Genomic DNA, 22,950 nt, shown 5'->3' on the forward strand with positions numbered 1-22,950 from the left:
TAGGAAGACAGTGTTGGAGCGTGCTTTGGTTGTGTCGCTGCGGCCCGGGAAGAGTAACTGGTAGCTGCCGGTCAAAACATACAGCTCTTTCAGCAGAGTTACTGCTTGGTGCGGAAGTGGCACTAGGTGCTCTCGGCGACGTTTCATTCGCTCCGCCGGGATTGTCCATAGCGCTTTTTTTAAGTCGAATTCTGACCACCGAGCCTCCCGAATTTCGGATGGACGACACGCCAGCATGGAAAGCAGATGCAGGCCGATACGGATATCCATAGCACTTGGATACGATCGGATTGCTCGGAGCAGCGGAGGCAGTTCTTGTTGGGATACATGGGCGTAGTTTTCCGCCGGTTTCGTCTGAAGAAATTTGTGAAGGCCTTCCAACGGATTGTGGGTTGCCCGGCCGGTTACCCTAGCAAGATCGTATATCTCTCGACACATTCCCCGTACACGGCTGGTCTGCTCAATGATCCCTTTCCGTTCCATCGAGCGAAGAAAGTCCATCCACTCCATCGGAAGGATCTCGCGATAGGAGCGCGTTCCGAAAACTGGGAAGACGTGAAGCTCTAAAGCGCCGATGGTTCGAACGGCGGTGCCGTTGGTCCAGCCTTTTCGTTTGGACGCATACCACTCCCGAGCAAGTTTCTCAAAGGTATTACTGGCGCTTTCCAACTCCGCAGCTTTCTTGGCTCGCATCGTTGCCAAGGGGTTGCTCCCTTCAACTGTACTAGCCCGCAGTTCGGTCGCTTTCTGTCGTGCAGCAGATCCAGTAACTGCCGGGTAACTGCCTAGCCCTATCCAGGACCACTTACCGTCAGCCTTCTTGTATCGAAGCTGCCATGACTTTTTGCCATCGGGCCGCACTCGGAGATACACGTTGTTTCCATCGTGCTCGCGATACTCCTTGGAGTCGGGTTCCAGAGTCGCTACGACCGTGTCTGCTAGAGGACGACGTTTGATTTCAGTGCGCTTCATTTCCTTGTACCCATCAGTTTCAATTTACATCCGTGGTACACGGGAGGATACAGCGCATGCTGGGGTAGGGGTAGACAGGGACGGATAGCCAGAAACAAGAAAGCCCGCACAGGGCGGGCTTCTTGGGGTGTTTCGTAGACTGTCTGAGACAGGTCTAGATTGCTATTTGGTGGAGCCGGGGGGATTTGAACCCCCGTCCGCCAGTACTCCGCTGTCGGTACTACATGCGTAGCCGTGTCTATTAAGTTAACCCTCAGCGACCCGACGGGCAGGGTGCTTTGGGCGAGTTGTGTAAGTTTTAGCCGCTTCGTCCACAACGTACTGCACGGCGATTCTGTTCTATATGACAATCATTTCGGGTTTACAGACATCCCCTGATGATTGCTGGACCCGAAGGTACCAGGAGCATTGTCAGCTGCAATTAAGCAGCGAGAGCAACACCGTATTGGTCGTCATTGGCAACTATAAGTAGTTGCAACAGTGGATTTACGACTTCTGTTACCAAGTCGGCATGCACCTAGAGTTTCGCAACCGGCGTCGAATCCTAAACGGCCCCGAACTCATTGCCCTGTGAATCTGATCGGGCAACAAGCGTGCACAGTGTACGTCAATCTGCCGACGAGGCCAACCCGCAGGTTGGCCCGTCAGCATGGATCAGTTGTTGGTGCCGGTCGATTTACGCAGTTCTACGATGGTTTGCGAAGTTTCGGCAACGCAGTCGTCGATTTTGCCTTCGGCTTTCAGCGCTTGGGCCTTGCTCACGCTGGTTTCGGCGCGCTGGCTCAATTCCGGATTCGCCGACAACTGCCCTTTGGCGTTGTTGATCGTCTGGATATTGGCATCGCACAGATCGGCAGGCTTGTCTGCAGCGAACGAAGTGGACGCCATCATCGAGGCAGTAACGAACAGACCTAACAGTACAGAACGCTTCATGTGTATCTCCTTGAACTGAGGGATCCAGGCTTCGCTGACCGCTGGGCGAGCCACCGAATGGAGGAAAAGCCCCGATTTGTCGGGGCCTGTTCTGTGGATTGCCGTCTCGCTCAAGAGTTCTATTTTTTTTCAGACAGCCTTCGCGCGTGTCACCCGATCCACCAGATAAACCAGCCCGTGGTAGTCGATGCCACCGTGCTGGGTCAGGCCGATTTCGCAGGTGCGGCTGGTGGAAATCCCCTCGCTGCAGTGCTGCACGGCGTCCTTGAGCGTACGCAGTGAATGGCTGTTCAACTCCGGTGTGGTGAAGCCTTTGTCGCCGGCGAATCCGCAGCAATGTATGCCTTCGGGAATCACCACGGTGTTGCTGCATTTGCGCGCCAGATCGATCAGCGTCTGGCTTTCGCCCAGGTGCTGAGTGCTGCAGGTCACGTGCACGGCAATCGGTGCTTCCTGGGGTGTGAAGTCCAGACGATCCAGCAGATGCGTACGAATGAAGCGCACCGGATCGTACAGATCCAGTCGCGTTTCGCCGATGTCCTGAACCAGTCGCAGCGTACACGGGCTGGTGTCGCAATAGATCGGGTCAAGGCCGCCGCGACTGGCGTGGAGCAGGGCGCTGATCAGCTCCTGACGTTTGTGTTCGGCCTGTTCGGCGTAGCCTTTGGAGGCAAACGGCTGACCGCAGCAGAGGTTGTCCTGATTGTCGGGAAAGACTACCTGGTATCCGGCTTTTTCCAGCAGGCCGCGGGTTTTGTCGTACAGCGACATCTGTTCTTTGTCGCCCGCCGCCGGGCCCATGACCCGCGATACGCAAGCTGCCAGATAAACCACACGCGGGCGCTCGTCCGAAACGCTCGGGCTGAAGCGAATGGCTTTTTCCGGCTGGGGCATGGCGTTGGTCCACAACGGCACCTGGCCTTTGGACAAGCGCGTCAGCGTCGCCGACAACTTCGCCAGACGCGGTGCGCCGAGCATCATCCGCGCACCGTTGGCGACGTGCAGGGTGAAGCGCGCGCCTTGCAGGGTCTTGGCGAAATTTCCTTCGATCCAGTCAGCGGTTTTCTGATGCGTGGCGTGTCGGCCACGGAGCTTTTTCACCAGTTCGCCGGTGTTGATGCCTACAGGGCAGCGTTGCGCGCACAGGCCGGTCGCGGCGCAGGTGTCGATGCCTTGGTAGTCGTAGGCTTTTTCCAGTTCGGTGGTGTCGACGCCGGCGCGTTTTTTCGCCTGGATATCGCGCCAGATGACGATGCGCTGGCGCGGGCTCAAGGTCAGGCCTTTCGATGGGCAGACCGGTTCGCAGAAACCGCACTCGATGCACTTATCCACAATCTCGTCCGCCGCCGGCAGCGGTTTCAGGTGCTTGAGGTGGATCTGCGGATCTTCGCTGAGCACCACGTCCGGATTGAGAATGCCGTTGGGGTCGAGCAGGCGTTTGAGCTGCCACATCAGTTGATAGGCGTCGCTGCCACATTCCAGCTCCACGAACGGCGCCATGTTGCGCCCGGTGCCGTGTTCGGCCTTCAGCGAGCCGCCGAACTCCACGGCGACCAGTTGCGCGACATCGTCCATGAACGCTTGGTAGCGTGCGATTTCTGCCGGGCTGTTGAAGCCTTGGGTGAAGACGAAGTGCAGATTGCCTTCCAGTGCGTGTCCGAAAAGGATCGCTTCGTCGTAGGCATGTTTGTCGAACAGCTCGATCAGGCGATTGACGCCGATGGCCAGTTGTTCGACCGGGAAGGTCACGTCTTCGATAATCACCGTGGTGCCGGTTTTGCGCACGGCGCCGACGGCGGGGAAGGTGTCTTTGCGGATGGCCCAGAGGCGGGCGTTTTCCACCGGATCTTCGGTGAAGTCGACCTGCTTCTCGACGGGGAAATCGCGCAGGGACGCCATGATTTGTGCCCGTTGTTCCTGCAGCAATGTCGACGAAGCGGCGCGGGATTCGATGAGCAGCGCGCAGGCATTTTCCGACAGAAGCTGTACGAAAGCGGGCATGCCTTTTTTGTCCTGCACCGAGCGCAGACTGCGTCGGTCGAGCAACTCCACCGCTGACACCGGTTGGCTTTTCAGCACGGTCACCGCGTTGCAGCAAGTCTCGACATCGGGGAACACAATCAGCGCCGAGGCCTTGTTCGGGTGATCGATGACGGTGTCGTAAGTCACCGCGCTGATGAAGCCGAGCGTGCCTTCGGAGCCGACCAGCAGGTGGCTCAGGATATCCACAGGCTCGTCGAAATCCACCAGGGCATTCAGCGACAGGCCGGTGGTATTTTTCAGACGGTATTTGTGGCGAATTCGTGCGGCCAGTTCGGCGTTGGCGCGGGTCTCGCGGCCTAATGTCGCCAAGCGTTCGAGCAGGTCGCCGTGGCTGGAGCGAAATGCCGCGACGCTGGCAGGGTCTTCGCTGTCGAGGCGCGTGCCGTCGGCCAGCACCAAGCGAATCCCGGCCAAGGTGTGATAGGTATTCTGCGCAGTGCCACAGCACATGCCGCTGGCGTTGTTGGCGACGATGCCGCCGATCTTGCAGGCATTGATCGACGCCGGGTCCGGGCCGATCTTGCGCCCGAACGGCGCCAGCCAGGCGTTGGCCTGCGCGCCGATCACGCCCGGTTGCAGGCGGATCTGCGTGCCTTGACCGCGAATCTCGCGGGCGTTCCAGTTATCCCCAAGCACGATCAGCACGGAATCGCTGATCGCCTGCCCGGACAGGCTGGTGCCGGCAGCGCGGAAGGTGACCGGCACCTTGTCGCGCTGGGCCAGTTGCAGCAGCGCCACCACTTCGTCTTCAGACTCGACGCGGATCACCAGTTTCGGAATCAGTCGATAGAAACTGGCGTCGGTGCCAAAGGCCAGGGTCGACAGCGGATCGTCGAAGCGCCGGTCTGCTGGAATCAGTTGCTCGGCATCACGCAGGAAAGCAGCAGGAAGACTCATTGATCCTCCAGAATCAGCACGACCAGATCTTTCGGGCCATGCGCGCCATACGCCAGCACCTGTTCAATATCGGCGGTTTTTGACGGGCCGGAGACCAGCAGCGCGTTGGTCGGCATGCCTTGCGCCCATTCGAATTCCTCTTGCACCTGATAGAAGTTGTCGCGGATTTCGCTGGCCTTGAGCAGGGCGAAATGCACCGGCGGCACCAGGCTCATCAAGCGCGGTTCCTCACGGGTAGGCCAGATAATCAGGCTGCCGGTCGCGGCGATGGCACCGAGGGTGCCGGTGAGGCTGGCCGGGGTGTCGTTGAACAGTTCGGCTTTCCACTCTTCCATCGGCCGGTCGTAGGACTTCAGTGCTGGCAGCTCGGGATTGTTCGCCCAGTGCTGTGTGATGCGTTGCCCGTGCGGTGTAGTCGGTGCGATCAGCAGGCTCGGCAATTGGCGGTCACGCAGCAGTTGCGCCAGTAATGCCGGCCACTCGGCGCCCGAGGTCAGATGGATTTCGGTGTGCACCGCCTCCATCAGTTTGCGCAGTTGCGGGATGCGTTGCTCGGCGCTGTAGGTGTAAGGCTGGGTGACCAGATCGACGTCGAAGTTGTCGGCGATTGGCGTGGTGCCGGTCAGACTTTTCCGCAGTTTGCCGAGGATATTTTGCTTGGCGCTCATCGACGCTCTCCCTGTTTGGCCAGATGCTCGCGGGCCATGTCATGCAACGAACGCGCGGCGGGTTTTGGCGCGCTGTGGTTTTGCGTCCATGGACCGACATTGCTCGGCGTAAGGGCGCGCAGGCGCGTGGCGAAAAAAGCGAACAAGCGGTACAGCGTCGGCGAGCTGTTGAGTCTGGCCCAGGCGTTCCAGATGAAGCGCTCCTTGCGCGAATATTTGCTGCCCTGGCCGCGCATCACCTGATTCGGTGCGTCCGGGGCTTTGACGTTTTCCTCGCGCAGACGGCGCAGGATGGCCGGGATCGGAATCTTCACCGGGCAGACTTCACCGCAGGCGCCGCACAGTGAGGACGCGCTCGGGTGGTCCGGAACCTTGGCCAGACCGACCATGTGCGGGGTGATGATCTTGCCGATCGGTCCTGGGTAGACCTCGCTATAGGTGTGGCCGCCGACGCGGGTGTACACCGGGCAATGATTCATGCAGGCGCCGCAGCGGATGCAGTTCAGGGTCTGGCGCAATTCACTGTCGGCGAAGGCCTGGCTGCGACCGTTGTCGAGCAGCACCAGGTGCACTTCTCGCGGGCCGTCGAGTTCATGTTCCTTGCGCGGGCCGGAGATCATGTTGACGTAGGTGGTGATCGGAATGCCCAGCGCCGAGCGCGTCAGCAGTGACAGCAGCGGCACCACGTCGCGCAGGTTTTCGACGACTTTTTCGATGCCGGTGACGGCGATGTGCACCGGGGGAACGGTGGTGGTCATGCGCCCGTTGCCTTCGTTTTCCACCAGCAGCAGGGTGCCGGTTTCGGCCACGGCGAAGTTGACGCCGGAGACGCCGATGTCGGCTTCGAAGAATTTCTGCCGCAGGACCCTGCGACCGATCTGAATGAGTTGGTCAACGTCCTTGGTGTATTCCACGCCAAGTTTGTCGTGGAACAAGGACGCGACCTGGCCGGCATTCTTGTGGATCGCCGGCATAATGATGTGTGAAGGCTTCTCGTGGTCGAGCTGGACGATGTACTCCCCCATGTCGGACTCCAGACATTCAATGTCCCGAGCCTCGAGGAAATGGTTCATCTCCATCTCTTCGCTGACCATCGATTTGCCCTTGATCACTTGCCGCGCCTCGTGAGCGCGGATGATCGATAAGACGATGCCATTGGCCTCGTCCACCGTTTCCGCCCAGTGCACTGTCACACCGTTGCGGGTCAGGTTCTGTTCCAGTTGCTCGAGCAGGTCGGGCAACTTGGACAGCGCGCGGGCCTTGATCGAATTGCCTAGTGCGCGCAAGTGTTCTCTTTCGTGGGCATCGCTGAAAGCCGCTGCCCGCTTGGTCATCAGTGAATCCATGGCAGTGCGGAAGTTGTTCCGCAGCTGCTGATCACCCAAGGCGTTGTGTGCCCGGGTGCGGAAATCTTCTTCTACGGCGATCGTAGGAATAATCGTTGAGGTGCTCATTGCGCACCTCCGGTTCGCTGCCAGAGAAAGCTCGCCAGATGTTGCCCGCGCAACGCCTCCTGCTGTTTCTCCAGCGCGCCGTTGATGTTCATCAAACAGCCGCAGTCGGCACTCAGTACCTTGTGGGCGCCGGATTCTTTCAACGCACGGGTCTTGTCAGCCACCATCGCGCCGGAAATGTCTGGCATACGGACGCTGAATGTCCCACCGAAGCCACAGCATTCGCTTTCGTGGTCGTGATTGACCCGTTCCACATTGCTCAACTGCGCCAACAACTCGCGGCCGTGCAGGTGGGTGTTCATTTCGCGGCGTGCCGAACACGAGGTGTGCAGCGTGACTTTCACCGGTTCGCCGCTGTCCTTGAGCTGCACCTTGCAGACGAACAGCAGAAACTCGGCCAGTTCATAAGTGCGAGCCGCAAGGGCCTGCACCTGTTTCAACGTTTCCGGCTCGTCCTTGAACAAGTCGGCGTAATGCTCGCGCAGCATGCCGGCGCAGGAACCCGAGGGCACCACCACCGGATAATCCCCGGCAAACAACGCCAATTGCGAGCGCGCTACCGCCCGCGCCTGCTCGGTGTAACCCGAGGTGTAGGCCGGTTGGCCGCAGCAGCTCTGCCCTTGCGGATACTCGACCCGGATCCCTTCGCGCTCCAGCAGATGGATCGCGTCCATCCCGGCTTCGGGGTAGAACAGGTCGACCACACACGTGCCGAACAGGTAGACCCGCGACGGTTTCTCGCTGGGGTATTGCCGAGGTTCGGGCAGTGGCGGTGCCACGCGGGTCGCGTTCGGCACAGCGTTGTAAAAAAGCTCGCTCATCAGGCGTGTCTCCGGGTGGGCCCGGTTATCCGTCTGCTGCGGCTGCCGAATATAAAGCGCATTGCTTTCAGCAGCCTTACAGACCCGGTGGTGAATTGCTGACGCCGGATCACGGGCCGGCGTCGGTTATTTCCGTCTTTCTTGTAGGTTTAGTGCACCAGCATGCCGGTGAACCAGTAGGCCTGAGCCAGGGTGATCAAACCGACAATCGTTGCAAAGAATAGGCTGTGCTTGAGGGTGAAGCGGAACAGATCCGATTCCTTGCCGACCAGACCGGTCGCGGCGCAGGCCACGGCGATCGATTGCGGCGAGATCATCTTGCCGGTCACGCCGCCGCTGGTATTGGCCGCCACCAGCAAAGTGTCGTTGACGCCGATCTGGTGTGCGGTGGTCGCTTGCAACGAACTGAACAGCGCGTTCGACGACGTATCCGAACCGGTGAGGAACACGCCCAGCCAACCGAGGAACGGCGAGAAGAACGGGAACGCGGCGCCAGTACCCGCCAGCACCAGGGCCATGGTCGACGACATGCCGGAGTAGTTGGTGACAAAGGCGAACGCCAGCACCATGCCGATCGACAGGATTGGCCAGCGCAGTTCGTAGAAGGTCTCTTTCAAAGTGGTCAGACCAGTTTTGAAATTGATCTTCAGCACCAGCATCGAAATCAGCGCGGAGAAGAAAATCGCCGTGCCGGTGGCGGAAATCGGATCGAGCTTGAACACCGCTGGAATGGCAGTCGGATTGGCCACGATCGGCGCAGTCTTGATCACCAGTTGATCAAGGTGCGGAATCGCGAAGTTGAACACCCAGCTGTACATCGAGCCGCCGGCAGCGAACATGGCTTTGAAAGGCTTCAGCGTCCAGATCGTCACCAGCACAGTGAGGATCAGGAACGGCGACCACGCCTTGAAAATTTCCCCGAGGCTGTAGGGCGAAGCCACGGTGGTGCGCTTCTGGCCGAAACCGCCGACGCTGGCGCTGACCACCGAAGCGGACACGGCGCCAACGATGTGCTGGCCGGCGGCGCGACGTGGTTGCCAGACCTTGAGGAATAGGGTCAGGGAAATCAGGCTGGCCAGTGCCGAGGTGATGTCCGGCAGTTCCGGGCCGATGAAGTTGGAAGTGAAGTATTGGGTGATGGCGAAACTCAGACCTGCCACCAGCGCGGCCGGCCAGGTTTCGCGCACACCGCGCAGGCCGTCCATCATGAACACCAGCCAGAACGGTACGAACAGCGACAGCAGTGGCAGCTGGCGACCGGTCATGGCGCCGATCTTGAAGGGGTCGATGCCAGTGACCTGGCCCGCCACGATGATCGGAATCCCCAGCGCGCCAAATGCCACCGGCGCGGTGTTGGCGATCAGGCACAGGCCGGCGGCGTACAGCGGATTGAAGCCCAGTCCTACAAGGAGTGCGGCAGTAATCGCGACCGGCGCGCCGAATCCGGCAGCACCTTCCAGAAATGCGCCGAAGCAGAAACCGATCAGCAACACCTGCAAGCGCTGGTCATCGGTGATCGACAGGACCGAGCTGCGGATGACCTCGAACTGACCGCTTTTTACCGTCAGTTTGTAGAGGAACACCGCTGCGACAATGATCCAGGCAATCGGCCACAGGCCATAAGCGAAACCGTAACCAGCGGCGGCGAAGGCCATGTCCACTGGCATCTGGAAGGCGAAAATCGCCACGGCAATCGATAGCGCGAGGGTGATGCTGCCGGCCACATGGCCTTTGAGACGGAACACCGCCAGGGCAAGAAAGAAGAACACGATGGGAATGACGGCCGCGAGAGCGGAGACGCCAAGACTGCCGAGCGGGCTGTAGAGCTGTTGCCAGGTTTGCATGGTGGGGTGGCCCCTAATTGTTGTTGGTCAGGCACTGTAAGCAATCTTGGATAATTGGTAAGACCAATTTACAAGCGCTGTCGGCTAGGGTAAAAGCCTTGGTGGCGGTGTGTCAATTTGCCGCTCTGAAACTTTCGTCGAAGATGCGGTGCAGAGCGCAACTGATCCGCCTCGGCGAAGTGGTGTCTGGCAGGTGTCGGCGGCGCGCGGATAGGCCAGAATAGACACCCCGGCGAGCGGTCGGGATCGTGGAGAAATGAGTTATGGGCTTTGATCAGATACGTCAGCGCCGTTTGTCTGACGATATTGTCGAGCGCCTCGAAGGGATGATCCTTGAGGGCACGCTGAAGTCGGGCGAGCGGTTGCCGGCCGAGCGCACGCTGGCCGAACAATTTGGCGTATCACGCCCGTCGTTGCGCGAGGCGATTCAGAAACTGGCGGCCAAAGGCTTGCTGGTCAGTCGCCAGGGCGGCGGCAATTATGTGGTGGAAGGCCTGGGGTCGACGTTCAGCGATCCACTGCTGCAATTGCTTGAAAGCAATCCCGAAGCGCAACGTGATTTGCTCGAATTCCGCCACACCCTGGAGGCATCGTGCGCCTACTACGCCGCATTGCGCGCCACCGATGTTGATCGCGAGCGCCTGACCGCTGCGTTCGAAGAGCTGCAGGATTGCTACTCGCGTCACGAAGAAGTCAGCCGGGCGGAAGAGGGCGCGGCGGATGCGAAGTTTCACCTGGCGATTGCCGAAGCCAGCCATAACGCGGTGTTGCTGCATACGATTCGCGGCTTGTTCGATCTGCTCAAGCGCAACGTTGTGACCAACATTGGCGGCATGTACAAACAGCGCACGGAAACCCGCGACATGCTGATCTCGCAGCATCGGGAATTGTATCTGGCGATTATCGAAGGGCGTGCCGAGCAGGCGCGGGAAGTGTCCAGCCGACATATTCTGTATGTGCAGGAAGTGCTGGAAGAGGTACGTCAGGAGGTGCAGCGCATGGCTCGGGCGGAGCGGCGCAAGGGGATGTAGTCAGTTAGTTCTGCAAACGATCGTTCCCACGCTCTGCGTGGGAATACAGCAATGGACGCTCTGCGTCCGCATTGTGACGCGGAGCGTCACGGGATGCATTCCCACGCAGAGCGTGGGAGCGATCAGGGTGGAAAACTAATCTTCCTTGCCCTTGTTGCGCACCGCACGCTGCAATTCACGACCGGCATCGCGCTCGCGCTCGGTATCACGCTTGTCGTATTCCTTCTTGCCCTTGCCCAGAGCGATCTCGCACTTGACCATGTGCTTGCTCCAGTACCAGGACAGGCAGACGCAGGCATAACCCTTTTGCTGCACGGCGGCGGCGAGCTTGTCCAGCTCGCGGCGGTTGAGCAGCAGTTTGCGTGTGCGCACCGGGTCGGCGATGACGTGAGTGCTTGCGGTCATCAACGGCGTGATGTGGCTGCCGAGCAACCATGCTTCGCCATCCTTGAGCAGCACATAGCTGTCGACCAGCTGCAACTTGCTCGCCCGCAGACTTTTTACTTCCCAGCCGGCCAGGACCAGACCAGCCTCGAACTTGTGCTCGATGAAGTAATCGTGTCGCGCCTTTTTGTTCTGCGCGATGGTCCCTGTTGGGTGTTTCTTCTGTTTAGCCATAGGGGCGGCATTATATGGAGTTGTTCGGCTGTCGGCTACGGTGTTGCTGCGTGCTTGAGCAGGTTGAGTGAATCCCGGACAATGCGGCCTCTTTTTCTAACGCTTGGGCGTGATAAACGATGTCGACAGACAAGGTTTCTGTCCACGGCAGTTGGGCTAGCCGCTGGGTATTCATACTCGCCGCGACCGGTTCGGCCGTGGGACTGGGTAGTATCTGGAAGTTCCCCTACATGGTCGGGGTCTACGGCGGCGGTGCCTTTGTGCTGATGTTCCTGGCGTGCATCGCGCTTATCGGTGTCCCGGTCATGCTCGCGGAAACCCTGATCGGCCGGCGCGCCCGGCAAAGTCCGGCGAATGCCCTGAAGGTGTTGGCACTGGAAGCCGGGCACTCGGCGAAATGGTCGTGGGGCGCGTTTGCCGGGATGATCACGGCCCTGCTGATTCTTTCTTTCTACAGTGTGGTCGGCGGCTGGTCGCTGGATTACATCGTCGACATGGGCCGTGGCGATTTCCAGGGCGCGACGGCCGATCAGGTCGGCGCCTATTTCGGCAATGTCATCTCCAATCCATGGCGCCTGACACTTTGGCACACGATTTTCATGCTGCTGTCGGCCTTCGTGATCGCCAAAGGCGTGGTCGCCGGGCTTGAACGCAGCCTGCGAATCATGATGCCGCTGCTGTTCGTGATGATTCTGGTGCTGCTGGGCTACAGCATGACCACCGGGCATTTCATGGAAGGCGTGCATTTCATGTTCGACTTCCACCCGGAAAAAGTCCTCGACGGTCTGCTGCCAGCGATGGGGCACGCGTTCTTCTCGCTGAGCGTCGGCGTCGGTTCGATCATGATCTACGGCGCCTACATGCCGAAGAACACCTCGCTGTCGGGCACGGTGGTCGGTGTCGCGCTGCTGGATACTTTCGTATCGCTGGTGGCCGGTCTGGCGCTGTTTCCGATTGTGTTCGCTGCTGGCCTGAACCCAAGCGAAGGCCCGGGGCTGATGTTCGTCAGCCTGCCGTTTGCTTTTGGTAACGTCTTTTTCGGCCAGTTGATGGGCGTGGTGTTCTTTGTGCTGGTCGCGGTGGCTGCCTGGAGTTCGGCTATTTCGCTACTCGAACCGATGGTGGCTTACCTGGTTGAACGCACTAAAATCAGCCGCATCTGGGTGACGTTCTGGCTTGCGTTCACCTGCTGGTTCGTTGGTCTGGGCACGGTGTTTTCTTTCAATATCTGGAAGGAAGCCAAGTTTTTCGTGAACGAAGGCGGGGCGTTCAGCCTCTATCAATGGGGTGCGCAGAGCGGTCTCGACTTCTTCGGCGTGATCGATTTCTTCACCTCGCGGATCATGTTGCCCCTCGGTGGCTTGTGTTTCGTGCTGTTCGCGGGATGGGTGATGGGGCGTGAAGCGGTGCGGGATGAATTGTCCATCCGTAACCCGGTTCTGTTTGCTCTGTCCCTGTTCTTGATGCGCTACGTGGCGCCTATCGGCATTCTTGTAGTCTTTGCCGCTCAGCTCTGGAAGTAACGCTTACATGACGACACATATCCAACGATCCGCGCTCCTGCCGTACCCGGCGCAGTTTCTCTACGACCTGGTCAACGACGTCGCGCGGTACCCGGAGTTTCTGCCGTGGTGCTCGGAGGCTGAAGTGCTGGAAAGCTCCCCGGAACACATGCGCGCCAGTGTCGGCGTAGCGAAGGGCGGCCTCAGTCAGCATTTCGTCACGCGCAATACGCTGGTGCCGGGGCAGTCGATCGAGATGAATCTTGAAGAAGGCCCGTTCACTCAGTTGCACGGCATCTGGGTATTCAAGGCGCTGAACGAAAAGGCCTGCAAGATCAGTCTGGATCTGTCGTTCGATTATGCCGGGCCGTTGGTGCGCGCTACGTTGGGCCCGCTGTTCAATCAGGCGGCTAACCAGCTGGTGGATGCTTTCTGCCAGCGCGCCAAGCAGATGCATGGTTAAGCCGGTGATCGAGATAGAAGTCGCGTACGCGGCGGTTGATCGCCAGGTTCTGCGTACGATCAGCGTTGCTGAGGGCGTTAGTGTTCGTGCTGCGGTGCACGAATCGGGCATCGCGGCAGAGTTTCCTGAGTTGAATCTGGCGGAGTGTCCGCTGGGGATTTTTGGCAAGGTCGTGGCTGACGCGGATTCTCGCCCTGTTCAGGCGGGCGACCGGATCGAACTTTATCGACCGCTGCTGGCTGATCCCAAAGAAGTTCGACGCTTGCGCGCGGCCAAGGCTGCCGAGGCTAAAGCACGCAATTCTTGAGCAGACCAAACTGCAGGCAATAAAAAACCCGGAATGTCCGGGTTTTTTATTGCCTCGCCTATTACTGCGGCGAGGTGTCCAGCGGCTCTGGCGTCGGAACCGGTACGGTTTCCACACCATCGACGTCCTTCTGGATCTGATCCAGCAAGGAGCCTGGTTTGGCTGGTTTTTCAGCTTCTGGCTTGTCGGCGTTTTCAGCAGGCGCGGTCACGGTAGTACCGCTGTCCTTGCCGAGAATGGCTTCATCACGGCTCACGCCGGGCATGAAGTCACCGGACAGGCTGACAAGTTGGTCGTTGGAATTGAAGATAACGCTGATTCGTTCCTGCTGGCGTTCACCGCCACCCGGTTGCAGGCTGTACAGATAATCCCAGCGATCGGCATGGAACGTGTCGGCAAGCAGAGGGTTGCCCATGATAAACCGTACTTGCGGCCGGGTCATTCCCGGGCGTAACTGGTCTATCATGTCCTGCGTGACGACATTGCCCTGCTGGATGTCGATTTTGTAAACCCCGGGGAATGAACAACCGGCGAGTGCGAGCAGTCCCACAAAGGTGAAACTGGTTAGCAAGAGCTTGGTGTTTTGCATCGGTGGGCGACTTCCACTATCTTGGCTGGGACAACGTAAACGCCGATCATACCCGCATTAAGAGAAGCTGCGAAGCAGCATCGCGAGAAAGCTGACCATGGTTGAAAATAGCGAACTACGCAAAGCCGGCCTCAAAGTGACCCTGCCACGGGTCAAGATCCTGCAAATGCTCGACTCTACCGAGCAGCGCCACATGAGTGCCGAGGACGTCTACAAGGCGTTGATGGAAGCTGGTGAGGACGTTGGTCTGGCCACGGTTTACCGTGTTCTGACCCAGTTCGAAGCGGCCGGCCTAGTGGTCCGCCACAACTTCGACGGCGGCCACGCGGTCTTCGAACTGGCTGACGGTGGCCACCATGACCATATGGTCAACGTGGAATCGGGTGAAGTGATCGAATTCTTCGACGAAGAAATCGAAAAACTTCAGAAATCGATCGTCGAGAAGCATGGCTTCGAAATGGTTGATCACAACCTAGTGCTGTACGTGCGCAAGAAAAAGTAAGCATGTCGCGCGAATTTCACATTCGCGAAACGAGCGAAGGCGACCCAAGGGTCGCCTTCGTGCTTTCTACTATTTGTTACGCCTTGGCGGTCACCACCATTTTTTTCGCGTGAGCCAGGGATTCCTTGGTCAGATCGATGCCGCCGAGCATGCGCGCGACTTCTTCGATGCGCTCGTTCTTTGTGAGCTTGGCGACAGCGGTGTGAGTCGCCTTCTCGTCGCGAACCTTGTGCACGAACAGATGCTGATGCCCTTGCGCCGCCACTTGCGGCAAGTGCGTCACGGTCAGGACCTGGCCGCGATCACCGAGACGGCGCAGTAACTGGCCGACAATCTCGGCAGTCGGGCCGCCAATACCTACGTCCACTTCGTCGAACACCAGGGTCGGCACGCGGGAGGTCTGGGCGGTAATGACCTGAATCGCCAGACTGATCCGCGACAGCTCACCACCGGAGGCAACTTTTGCCAGCGCCTTGAGCGGTTGACCGGGGTTGGCGCTGACCAGCAGTTCGACCTGTTCCAGACCATTCGGCAGCAACTCGTCGCTGCTGTTGGCTTTCAGTTCGATGGTGAATCGGCCGCCAGGCATGCCCAGGCGCTGGATTTCCTGCTCCACCGCACTGGCGAGGCTGCCGGCCGCCTGATGACGAAGGTCGCTCAGCTCGCGCGCTTTCTCTTGATAGTGGCGGGCGTAGGACGCCAGTTCTTCGCCCAGGCGCTCGATGGATTCATCGTTAGCATTGAGGGTTTCGATTTCATCGAGCAGCTTCTGCTGCATCTCGCCGACTTCGGTCGGTTGAATCCGGTGTTTGCGCGCCAAGGTGTAGATAGCGTCGAGACGCTCTTCGAGGTATTGCAGGCGAGCCGGGTCGGCATCGAAATTGTCGAGGAAGCGATTGAGCTCACCAACCGCTTCTTCCACCTGAATCTGTGCGCTGGTCAGCAGACTGCTGGCTTCACCCAGCGCACCCACCGAACTGTTCACGCTGGAAAGTCGATTGAGGCTGGCGGTCAGCGCATTCAGCACATTCCCGGAATCGCTTTCGCTGCACTGCTCGACCACTTGCCGACAAATGCCCAGCAGGGTTTCGGCGTTGGTCAGGTTCTTGTGTTCCTGCTCCAGTTGCTCCAGTTCGTTTTCGCCGAGACCGAGGTTTTCCAGTTCTTCGAGCTGATAGCTGAGCAGTTGATGGCGTGCGCGTTGTTCGTCGCCAGAGTTGGAAAGGCGCTCCAGTTCCTGGCGAGTCTGGCGCCAGCGCTGTGCGGCCAGTTGCACCTGACGCGCCAGATCGGTCGCGCCGGCGTATTCGTCGAGCAGGCGGCGATGGGTGTCGGTTTTCAGCAGCGATTGATGTTCGTGCTGGCTGTGTATGTCGATCAGCAGCTCGCCGAGGGCTTTGAGGTCGCCAAGCGGGCAGGGCGTGCCGTTGATATAACCGCGCGAACGACCTTCCGAGGTGATGACCCGGCGCAGGATGCACGGCCCGTCGTTTTCCAGATCGCGCTCGGCCAGCCAGGCGCTGGCTTCGGGGATATCAGCAAGATCGAAGGTGGCAAGAATGTCGGCTTTGTCAGCGCCCGGGCGAACCACGCCGCTGTCGGCGCGATCACCCAGGGTGAGGCCCAGGGCGTCGAGCATGATCGACTTGCCGGCGCCGGTTTCCCCTGTGATCACGCTCATCCCGCGATCAAGTTCGAGATCGAGATGTTCAACGATGGCGTAGTTATGTACGGACAGGTGCACCAGCATAAAGGCAGCTCCCAGGCTTGAGGTCTGGTTATTTATACAGTGTTTTGTTCAGGCCTGACAATGCCCGCCCTTAGCTCGATTTGCTTGATCAGAGAGTTTTCTTAGCGCATTCAAGAATGAGTATTCAGCACTTTTTTGTAGGGACAATTGTTTTCAGCCCTTGAAGCCTGATTTTGCGGCCCCATATATCGGGGCAGAAGCGCGAGTCAGGCTCGCGGACGAAATTGAAAGGAGAATTCTATGGCTGACGAACAGACAGTAGATACGCAAAACCCAGAAGCCAATCAGGCGCCCGAAGGTTCGGGTGACGACCTGGCGACCCGTGTGCAAGTGCTCGAAGAGCAATTGGCCGCCGCGCAGGATCAGTCTCTGCGTGTTGCTGCCGATCTGCAGAACGTTCGCCGCCGTGCCGAGCAGGACGTCGAGAAGGCGCACAAGTTTGCCCTGGAAAAATTCGCCAGCGACCTGCTGCCGATCGTCGACAGCCTGGAGCGCGGCCTTGAGCTGTCGAGCCCGGACGACGAAAGCATCCGCCCGATGCGCGAAGGTATCGAGCTGACCCTGAAAATGTTCCACGACACCCTCAAGCGCTACCAGCTTGAAGCGATCGATCCGCATGGCGAACCGTTCAACGCCGTTCACCATCAGGCGATGGCCATGCAGGAAAGTGCCGACGTCGAGCCGAACAGCGTGTTGAAGGTTTTCCAGAAGGGCTACCAGCTCAATGGTCGCCTGCTGCGCCCGGCGATGGTCGTGGTCAGCAAGGCGCCGGCACCGGTTTCGCCTTCGATTGACGAGCAGGCTTGAAATTAGCCGCAAGGCCCCCATTTAGAAGTCAAGCGTTTAAGTGCTACCGCAGTCAGCCACCACTGCTGCGGCAACAAAATCCAAAGTTTCGGGAGAGTGAACATGGGCAAAATTATCGGTATCGACCTGGGGACTACCAACTCCTGCGTCTCCGTGCTGGAAAACGGCAAAGCCAAAGTTATTGAAAACGCTGAAGGCGCGCGTACCACGCCGTCGATCATCGCTTACGCCAACGATGGCGAAATTCTGGTAGGTCAGTCGGCCAAGCGTCAGGCTGTAACCAACCCGCACAACACCCTGTACGCGGTAAAGCGTCTGATCGGTCGTCGTTTCGACGAAGAAGTTGTGCAGAAAGATATCCAGATGGTCCCTTACAAGATCGTCAAGGCTGACAACAACGACGCCTGGGTAGAAGTGAACGGCCAGAAAATGGCACCGCCACAAATCTCGGCTGAAATTCTGAAGAAGATGAAGAAGACCGCCGAAGACTACCTCGGCGAGGCAGTGACCGAAGCGGTGATCACCGTTCCGGCTTACTTCAATGACAGCCAGCGTCAGGCCACCAAAGACGCCGGCCGCATCGCGGGTCTGGACGTAAAACGTATCATCAACGAACCAACCGCAGCCGCTCTGGCTTACGGTATGGACAAGGCCAAGGGCGATCACACCGTGATCGTTTATGACCTGGGTGGCGGTACCTTCGACGTTTCCGTGATCGAGATCGCTGAAGTTGACGGTGAGCACCAGTTCGAAGTGTTGGCCACCAACGGTGACACCTTCCTCGGCGGTGAAGACTTCGACATTCGTCTGATCGACTACCTCGTTGACGAATTCAAGAAAGAAAGCGGCATGAACCTCAAAGGTGACCCGCTGGCGATGCAGCGTCTGAAAGAAGCCGCTGAGAAAGCCAAGATCGAGCTGTCGTCCGCTCAGTCGACCGACGTCAACCTGCCGTACATCACTGCAGACGCGACCGGTCCTAAGCACCTGAACGTGAAGATCTCGCGTGCCAAGCTCGAAGCACTGGTTGAAGACCTGGTTCAGCGCACCATCGAACCTTGCCGCATTGCCATGAAAGACGCCGGTATCGACGTCAGCGCGATCAACGACGTGATTCTGGTCGGTGGTCAGACTCGTATGCCGCTGGTACAGAAGCTGGTTACCGATTTCTTCGGTAAAGAAGCACGTAAAGACGTCAACCCGGACGAAGCTGTTGCCATGGGTGCTGCGATTCAGGGCGCTGTTCTGGCCGGTGACGTGAAAGACGTACTGCTGCTCGACGTCAGCCCGCTGACCCTGGGTATCGAAACCATGGGTGGCGTGATGACCGCGCTGATCGAGAAAAACACCACGATTCCTACCAAGAAATCGCAAGTGTTCTCGACTGCCGACGACAACCAGGGCGCTGTGACCATTCACGTTCTGCAAGGTGAGCGCAAGCAAGCCGCACAGAACAAATCGCTGGGCAAGTTCGACCTGGCCGACATTCCACCAGCTCCACGTGGCGTGCCGCAGATCGAAGTGACCTTCGACATCGACGCCAACGGCATCCTGCACGTCGGCGCGAAAGACAAGGCTACCGGCAAGACCCAGTCGATCGTGATCAAGGCCAACTCCGGTCTGTCCGACGAAGAAATCGAGCGCATGGTGCGTGACGCCGAGGCGAATGCCGAGGAAGACCGCAAGTTCGAAGAGCTGGCCGCTGCCCGTAACCAGGGTGACGCACTGGTGCACTCGACTCGCAAGATGATCGCTGACGCGGGCGACAAGGTCACCGCCGAAGAGAAGACTGCAATCGAAGCTGCTGTGGTTGCGCTGGAAGCCGCCGTCAAAGGCGACGACAAGGCTGCCATCGAAGCCAAGGTTGAAGAGCTGTCGAAAGTCTCCGCTCCGGTTGCTCAGAAGATGTACGCCGAACAGGCTCAGCCAGCTGATGGCGCGGCCCCGCAAGGCGAATCGGCTGAGAAGGCTGACGATGTTGTCGACGCCGAGTTCGAAGAAGTCAAAGACCACAAGTAAGTTGTTGGTCGCCCGGTTGACTGCCTTGCGGCGGTGACTGGTAGGATGTCGCCGCGCGGGAGCTTGCCTCCCGCGTTGGCGTATCTGGAATACGTGAATTTTTACAGCATGCGACACCGTTCGGATGCTAGCGGTATGGCCGGGAATGCTCCTGCTTTTCGCGCCGCAGATACCGCATCAATCAAGACCAGGATCGTTGAATTGACGTGAGTTGGGTCCGGGCCTTAATGGGGGCTCAACGAGTTTGGCGAGGCTCAGGAGGGGTTTGCCGAACGTCCTTAAGAGTGCAAAGAACTTATGGCAAAGCGTGACTATTACGAAGTATTGGGTGTCGAGCGGGGCACGAGCGAAGCGGACCTGAAGAAGGCCTATCGCCGTCTGGCCATGAAGCACCACCCCGACCGTAATCCCGGCGACAAAGCTTCGGAAGAAGCATTCAAAGAGGCCAACGAGGCCTATGAAGTGTTGTCCGACGCCAGCAAACGCGCGGCATACGACCAGTACGGTCATGCTGGCGTCGATCCGAGCATGGGCGGCGGCGGTGCCGGTTTCGGTGGCCAGAACTTTTCGGACATCTTCGGCGATGTCTTCAGTGATTTCTTCGGTGGCGGTCGCGGCGGTGCCCGTGGCGGCGCTCAGCGTGGCAGCGATCTGCGCTACACCCTGGAGCTGAATCTGGAAGAAGCGGTGCGCGGTACGTCGGTGAATATCCGCGTTCCGACACTGGTCAACTGCAAACCGTGCGATGGTTCCGGCGCCAAGAAAGGCTCGTCGCCGACGACGTGCCCGACCTGCGGCGGCATCGGTCAGGTGCGCATGCAGCAGGGCTTCTTCTCGGTGCAGCAGACCTGCCCGCGCTGCCATGGCCAGGGCAAGATCATTTCCGATCCGTGCGACTCCTGCCACGGCGACGGTCGTGTCGAAGAGTACAAAACCCTGTCGGTCAAAGTGCCTGCCGGTGTTGATACTGGCGACCGCATTCGTCTGTCCGGCGAAGGCGAGGCGGGTACTCAGGGCGGGCCGACTGGCGACCTGTACGTTGTGATCAATGTGCGCGAACACGACATCTTCCAGCGTGACGGCAAGCATCTGTTCTGCGAAGTGCCGATCAGCTTCGTCGACGCTGCACTGGGCGGCGAGCTGGAAATTCCGACCCTCGACGGTCGCGTCAAGCTGAAAATCCCCGAAGGCACGCAGACCGGCAAGCAGTTTCGCGTACGCGGCAAAGGCGTTGCGCCAGTGCGTGGCGGCGGTGCCGGCGACCTGATGTGCCGTGTCGCTGTGGAAACGCCGGTCAACCTCAACCGTCGTCAGCGTGAACTGCTGGAAGAATTCCGCAGTTCCCTGGCCGACGACAACAGCCACTCGCCGAAAACCACCGGTTGGTTCGACGGTGTGAAGCGTTTCTTCGGCGATTTGTAAGGAGTCGGCATGCGACGTATTGCAGTGATGGGCGCCGCCGGGCGCATGGGCAAGACCCTGATTGAAGCGGTGCAGCAGACGCCGGGCGCCGGTCTGACGGCGGCGGTCGATCGTCCCGACAGCACGCTGGTTGGCGCGGATGCCGGTGAGCTGGCAGCGCTGGGCCGTATCGGCGTGCCGCTGTCCGGTGATCTGGATCGTGTGGTTGAAGAGTTCGATGTGTTGATCGACTTCACTCACCCGACCGTGACCCTGAAAAATCTCGCGTTCTGCCGCAAACACGGCAAAGCGATGATCATCGGCACCACGGGTTTCAGTGTTGAAGAGAAGCAATTGCTGGCCGAGGCGGGTAAGGACATTCCGATCGTCTTCGCCGCCAACTTCAGCGTTGGCGTCAACCTCTGCCTGAAATTGCTCGACACCGCTGCGCGCGTGCTGGGCGACGATGTCGATATCGAGATCATGGAAGCCCATCACCGGCACAAGGTCGATGCTCCGTCCGGTACAGCGGTGCGCATGGGTGAAGTGATTGCCGATGCCCTGGGGCGTGATCTGAAGAAGGTCGCGGTCTACGGTCGTGAAGGCCAGACCGGTGCGCGTGAGCGTGAAACCATTGGTTTCGCCACCGTGCGTGCTGGCGACATCGTTGGTGATCACACCGTGCTGTTCGCTGCCGATGGCGAGCGCGTCGAGATCACCCACAAGGCATCGAGCCGCATGACCTTCGCCAAGGGCGCGGTGCGTGCGGCGCTGTGGCTGGACGGTCGCGAGCCGGGCCTGTACGACATGCAAGACGTACTCGACCTGCGTTGAGTCGTTGCTGAACCCGGCGCAAACGTCCCGTTTTGCGCCGGTTTTTACCGCTTGGCGACGACCTGTCGCATTCTCCGGCCTTTAAGGCTCTTTAGCGGTGGACCAAAAACGCCCTTTTCTGTAAGCTACAGCTTTAGTGTGTCCACTAAAAGCGCGCAGAATAATTTCAGTGAAGAAGCGGGGTGACGTGTCCATACGTCACTCCGCTTTTTTACAACCTGCGATTGCCCTTTCATGCGTTATTTACGGGAGGTCTTCTTGACTAAGCCAGCCATACTCGCCCTTGCTGATGGCAGCATTTTTCGCGGCGAAGCCATTGGAGCCGACGGTCAGACCGTTGGTGAGGTGGTGTTCAACACCGCAATGACCGGCTATCAGGAAATCCTTACCGATCCTTCCTACGCCCAACAGATCGTTACCCTGACTTATCCGCACATCGGCAACACCGGCACCACGCCGGAAGACGCCGAGTCCGACCGCGTCTGGTCCGCTGGCCTGGTCATCCGTGACCTGCCGCTGGTAGCGAGCAACTGGCGTAACACGATGTCCCTGTCCGATTACCTGAAAGCCAACAATGTTGTGGCAATCGCCGGTATCGACACCCGTCGCCTGACCCGCATCCTGCGTGAAAAAGGCGCTCAGAACGGCTGCATCATGGCCGGCGACAACATCTCCGAAGAAGCGGCCATCGCCGCTGCGCAAGGCTTCCCGGGCCTGAAGGGCATGGACCTGGCGAAAGTCGTCAGCACCAAGACCCAATACGAATGGCGTTCGACTGTCTGGGATCTGAAAACCGACAGCCACGCGACCATCGAGGCTTCCGAGCTGCCATATCACGTGGTCGCTTACGACTACGGCGTCAAGGTCAACATCCTGCGCATGCTGGTCGAGCGCGGCTGCCGCGTCACCGTAGTGCCTGCGCAGACTCCAGCCGCCGATGTGCTGGCGCTGAAGCCGGACGGCGTGTTCCTGTCCAACGGTCCTGGTGACCCGGAGCCATGCGACTACGCGATCCAGGCAATCAAGGAAGTCCTGGAAACCGAGACGCCGGTATTCGGCATCTGCCTCGGCCACCAACTGCTGGCTCTGGCCTCCGGCGCCAAGACCCTGAAAATGGGCCACGGCCACCACGGTGCCAACCACCCGGTGCAGGATCTGGACACAGGCGTGGTGATGATTACCAGTCAGAACCACGGTTTTGCGGTAGACGAAGCCACCCTGCCAGCCAACGTGCGCGCGATCCACAAATCGCTGTTCGACGGCACCCTGCAAGGCATCGAGCGCACCGACAAGAGCGCGTTCAGCTTCCAGGGTCACCCTGAAGCGAGCCCCGGCCCGAACGATGTCGCGCCACTGTTCGACCGCTTCATCAACGAGATGGCCAAGCGACGCTAAGCGTTCGCCTTGAGACTGTAGAGAGAAGCCCTCGAGGGCGGCCCCGGTTCCGGCGGCCCCCTCGGGACTTCAGAAATCGATCAAGACGGCTTGCCGACTG

20 protein-coding genes and 1 other RNA gene are annotated in these 22,950 nt (G+C 59.3%); 10 read left to right on the plus strand and 11 right to left on the minus strand.

Translation table 11 applies throughout. From position 1 onward, the window contains the following. From J5M66_RS22295 to J5M66_RS22330, 8 genes are all read right to left on the minus strand, one after another. Nucleotides 1-972, minus strand: a 972-nt coding sequence (locus tag J5M66_RS22295) for an integrase arm-type DNA-binding domain-containing protein (protein ID WP_207817502.1), incomplete at its 3' end; no start/stop codon positions are given. A 167-nt stretch (nucleotides 973-1,139) separates the two neighbouring features. Further along, nucleotides 1,140-1,528, minus strand: a transfer-messenger RNA (tmRNA) gene (ssrA, locus tag J5M66_RS22300). Nucleotides 1,529-1,626: 98 nt separating this feature from the next. Continuing rightward, on the minus strand, nucleotides 1,627-1,905 hold the full coding sequence (locus J5M66_RS22305; protein ID WP_076565773.1) for a hypothetical protein: 279 nt from the start codon (nucleotides 1,903-1,905) through the stop codon (nucleotides 1,627-1,629). A 129-nt stretch (nucleotides 1,906-2,034) separates the two neighbouring features. Beyond that, nucleotides 2,035-4,845 (minus strand): FAD-binding and (Fe-S)-binding domain-containing protein, encoded by a 2,811-nt coding sequence (locus J5M66_RS22310; protein WP_207809251.1) that lies wholly within the window; start codon nucleotides 4,843-4,845, stop codon nucleotides 2,035-2,037. Further along, nucleotides 4,842-5,513 carry a lactate utilization protein gene (locus J5M66_RS22315; RefSeq protein WP_130910353.1) on the minus strand — a complete coding sequence of 224 codons (672 nt, stop codon included), beginning with the start codon at nucleotides 5,511-5,513 and terminating at the stop codon, nucleotides 4,842-4,844. The genes J5M66_RS22310 and J5M66_RS22315 overlap by 4 nt, the downstream gene beginning before the upstream one ends. After that, complete coding sequence (locus J5M66_RS22320) at nucleotides 5,510-6,967, minus strand: LutB/LldF family L-lactate oxidation iron-sulfur protein (protein ID WP_123443363.1); 1,458 nt, start codon at nucleotides 6,965-6,967, stop codon at nucleotides 5,510-5,512. Before J5M66_RS22320 ends, J5M66_RS22315 begins: the two co-directional genes overlap by 4 nt. Further along, entirely contained in the window at nucleotides 6,964-7,788 is an 825-nt protein-coding gene (locus J5M66_RS22325) for a (Fe-S)-binding protein (protein WP_123443364.1), read from the minus strand. Before J5M66_RS22325 ends, J5M66_RS22320 begins: the two co-directional genes overlap by 4 nt. Before the next feature lie 149 nt (nucleotides 7,789-7,937). Then, the gene (locus tag J5M66_RS22330; protein WP_207809253.1) at nucleotides 7,938-9,632 is read right to left on the minus strand and encodes a lactate permease LctP family transporter; all 1,695 of its coding nucleotides are present in this window, start codon (nucleotides 9,630-9,632) and stop codon (nucleotides 7,938-7,940) included. A gap of 263 nt (nucleotides 9,633-9,895) precedes the next feature. Between J5M66_RS22330 and J5M66_RS22335 the strand changes: the two genes are divergently transcribed. After that, the gene (locus tag J5M66_RS22335; protein WP_016771775.1) at nucleotides 9,896-10,663 is read left to right on the plus strand and encodes an FCD domain-containing protein; all 768 of its coding nucleotides are present in this window, start codon (nucleotides 9,896-9,898) and stop codon (nucleotides 10,661-10,663) included. A 135-nt stretch (nucleotides 10,664-10,798) separates the two neighbouring features. Here the strand turns inward: J5M66_RS22335 and smpB are convergent, their stop codons facing one another. Continuing rightward, nucleotides 10,799-11,281, minus strand: a complete 483-nt coding sequence (smpB, locus tag J5M66_RS22340; RefSeq protein WP_007953781.1) for an SsrA-binding protein SmpB — start codon at nucleotides 11,279-11,281, stop codon at nucleotides 10,799-10,801. A gap of 119 nt (nucleotides 11,282-11,400) precedes the next feature. Here smpB and J5M66_RS22345 point away from each other — a divergent pair, with 119 nt between their 5' ends. From J5M66_RS22345 to J5M66_RS22355, 3 genes are read left to right on the plus strand one after another with little or no spacing between them, the layout of a single operon-like run. Then, nucleotides 11,401-12,804 (plus strand): sodium-dependent transporter, encoded by a 1,404-nt coding sequence (locus J5M66_RS22345; RefSeq protein WP_016771774.1) that lies wholly within the window; start codon nucleotides 11,401-11,403, stop codon nucleotides 12,802-12,804. Nucleotides 12,805-12,811: 7 nt separating this feature from the next. Continuing rightward, the gene (locus tag J5M66_RS22350) at nucleotides 12,812-13,246 is read left to right on the plus strand and encodes a type II toxin-antitoxin system RatA family toxin (RefSeq protein WP_016771773.1); all 435 of its coding nucleotides are present in this window, start codon (nucleotides 12,812-12,814) and stop codon (nucleotides 13,244-13,246) included. After that, nucleotides 13,239-13,553 (plus strand): RnfH family protein, encoded by a 315-nt coding sequence (locus tag J5M66_RS22355; RefSeq protein ID WP_207809255.1) that lies wholly within the window; start codon nucleotides 13,239-13,241, stop codon nucleotides 13,551-13,553. Before J5M66_RS22350 ends, J5M66_RS22355 begins: the two co-directional genes overlap by 8 nt. A gap of 61 nt (nucleotides 13,554-13,614) precedes the next feature. Here J5M66_RS22355 and J5M66_RS22360 read toward each other — a convergent pair whose 3' ends face one another. Beyond that, a complete protein-coding gene (locus tag J5M66_RS22360; protein WP_016771771.1) occupies nucleotides 13,615-14,142 on the minus strand; it encodes an outer membrane protein assembly factor BamE in 528 nt (175 codons plus the stop codon). A 97-nt stretch (nucleotides 14,143-14,239) separates the two neighbouring features. Here J5M66_RS22360 and fur point away from each other — a divergent pair, with 97 nt between their 5' ends. Beyond that, a complete protein-coding gene (fur, locus tag J5M66_RS22365; RefSeq protein ID WP_016771770.1) occupies nucleotides 14,240-14,644 on the plus strand; it encodes a ferric iron uptake transcriptional regulator in 405 nt (134 codons plus the stop codon). 76 nt (nucleotides 14,645-14,720) lie between these two features. On the opposite strand, the gene recN is transcribed toward fur, so the two are convergent. Further along, nucleotides 14,721-16,394, minus strand: a complete 1,674-nt coding sequence (recN, locus tag J5M66_RS22370; RefSeq protein ID WP_016771769.1) for a DNA repair protein RecN — start codon at nucleotides 16,392-16,394, stop codon at nucleotides 14,721-14,723. Nucleotides 16,395-16,634: 240 nt separating this feature from the next. Here recN and grpE point away from each other — a divergent pair, with 240 nt between their 5' ends. The 5 genes from grpE (at nucleotide 16,635) to carA (ending at nucleotide 22,850) form a co-directional block, all read left to right on the plus strand. Continuing rightward, nucleotides 16,635-17,201: a nucleotide exchange factor GrpE gene (gene grpE, locus J5M66_RS22375; protein ID WP_016771768.1), complete on the plus strand. Its 567-nt coding sequence runs from the start codon at nucleotides 16,635-16,637 to the stop codon at nucleotides 17,199-17,201. A 102-nt stretch (nucleotides 17,202-17,303) separates the two neighbouring features. Then, nucleotides 17,304-19,220 carry a molecular chaperone DnaK gene (dnaK, locus tag J5M66_RS22380; RefSeq protein ID WP_042608859.1) on the plus strand — a complete coding sequence of 639 codons (1,917 nt, stop codon included), beginning with the start codon at nucleotides 17,304-17,306 and terminating at the stop codon, nucleotides 19,218-19,220. A 297-nt stretch (nucleotides 19,221-19,517) separates the two neighbouring features. Continuing rightward, nucleotides 19,518-20,642, plus strand: coding sequence for a molecular chaperone DnaJ (gene dnaJ, locus J5M66_RS22385; RefSeq protein WP_016771767.1), 1,125 nt, complete (start codon nucleotides 19,518-19,520; stop codon nucleotides 20,640-20,642). Nucleotides 20,643-20,651: 9 nt separating this feature from the next. Further along, entirely contained in the window at nucleotides 20,652-21,455 is an 804-nt protein-coding gene (gene dapB / locus J5M66_RS22390; protein WP_016771766.1) for a 4-hydroxy-tetrahydrodipicolinate reductase, read from the plus strand. 258 nt (nucleotides 21,456-21,713) lie between these two features. Continuing rightward, nucleotides 21,714-22,850 (plus strand): glutamine-hydrolyzing carbamoyl-phosphate synthase small subunit, encoded by a 1,137-nt coding sequence (gene carA, locus J5M66_RS22395; RefSeq protein WP_016771765.1) that lies wholly within the window; start codon nucleotides 21,714-21,716, stop codon nucleotides 22,848-22,850. The last annotated feature ends 100 nt before the right edge of the window (nucleotides 22,851-22,950 follow it).

This window comes from Pseudomonas sp. 67(2021) (genome assembly GCF_017491835.1).
Lineage (GTDB): Bacteria > Pseudomonadota > Gammaproteobacteria > Pseudomonadales > Pseudomonadaceae > Aquipseudomonas > Aquipseudomonas atacamensis.